The sequence below is a fragment of the Streptomyces marokkonensis genome, assembly GCF_039539045.1.
GTDB lineage: Bacteria > Actinomycetota > Actinomycetes > Streptomycetales > Streptomycetaceae > Streptomyces > Streptomyces marokkonensis.
Genome location: NZ_BAABCQ010000401.1, coordinates 1 through 837 on the forward strand (window position 1 = coordinate 1; position 837 = coordinate 837).

The window sequence follows — 837 nt, forward strand, 5'->3', positions numbered from 1 at the left end:
ACATGGCCCACGGCCAGGGCGGACTCGAGCCCGGCTGCGTGGTCCACAGCGATCGCGGCAGCGAATACACATCGGCCCAATTCCGCGACCGAATACGTGGGTTGGGACTGCGAGGCAGCTGCGGGCGGACCGGATCGTGCTTCGACAACGCCGCCGCGGAGAGTTTCTGGGCCCTACTCAAAGAGGAGATCGGCACCCGCACCTGGCCCGACCGGGCCACTGCCCGAGCTGAGGTCTTCTCCTTCATCGAGACCTTCTACAACCGCCGCCGCCTGCGCAAGCACCGGACTTTCGGCTATCTCACCCCGGCCGAGACCAGGCAGCGGCAGCAGCACACCCTCGCGGCATAACGATCACGTGTCCGGGATCACGGGGAAACTTCACCGGCAGCCCTTCCCGCCAGGGCGGCACCGTCGAGCCGGGCACCGGGGCGAGCGGCGGTGCCGCTTCCTCCTCCGCCTCGGTCGTGGTCACGGCAGTGGACTCGGCCGCAGACACTGCCAGGGCCTCGATCAGTTCCTCCCGCGCGATCACCCGCCGGTCCAGCTCGATCTCCGCGGCCTCCAACGCCTCAGCCAACCGCGCGACTTCCTCCCGCAAGCCCTCCACCCGCACGCGGGCAGCCGCCTCTCGCTCCTCCAGCATTCCCAGCACCGACGCCACCGCGCACCCCTCGACCATGAAGCGGACACAAGACGTCGCGATGCCTCCCTCAACCCGAGCGAAACCATGCCTGACCAGCAGGAATCAAGGGATCACGTTCGGTTGAGATACGGCTTCTAAGCTTGGCGTTTAACCTCGCTGGGCTTGGTGTTCCTTGATTGACTCGGCGCGTTT

At 66.9% G+C, this 837-nt stretch carries 2 protein-coding genes; one reads left to right on the top strand and one right to left on the bottom strand.

Translation table 11 applies throughout. The features are described from left to right. Window positions 1-350 (top strand): integrase core domain-containing protein (locus ABEA26_RS36100; RefSeq protein ID WP_345598316.1); only part of this gene is annotated, 350 nt, incomplete at its 5' end. Here ABEA26_RS36100 and ABEA26_RS36105 read toward each other — a convergent pair. Further along, on the bottom strand, window positions 301-681 hold the full coding sequence (locus tag ABEA26_RS36105) for a hypothetical protein (protein ID WP_345598318.1): 381 nt from the start codon (window positions 679-681) through the stop codon (window positions 301-303). The genes ABEA26_RS36100 and ABEA26_RS36105 overlap by 50 nt on opposite strands. Window positions 682-837: the final 156 nt, after the last annotated feature.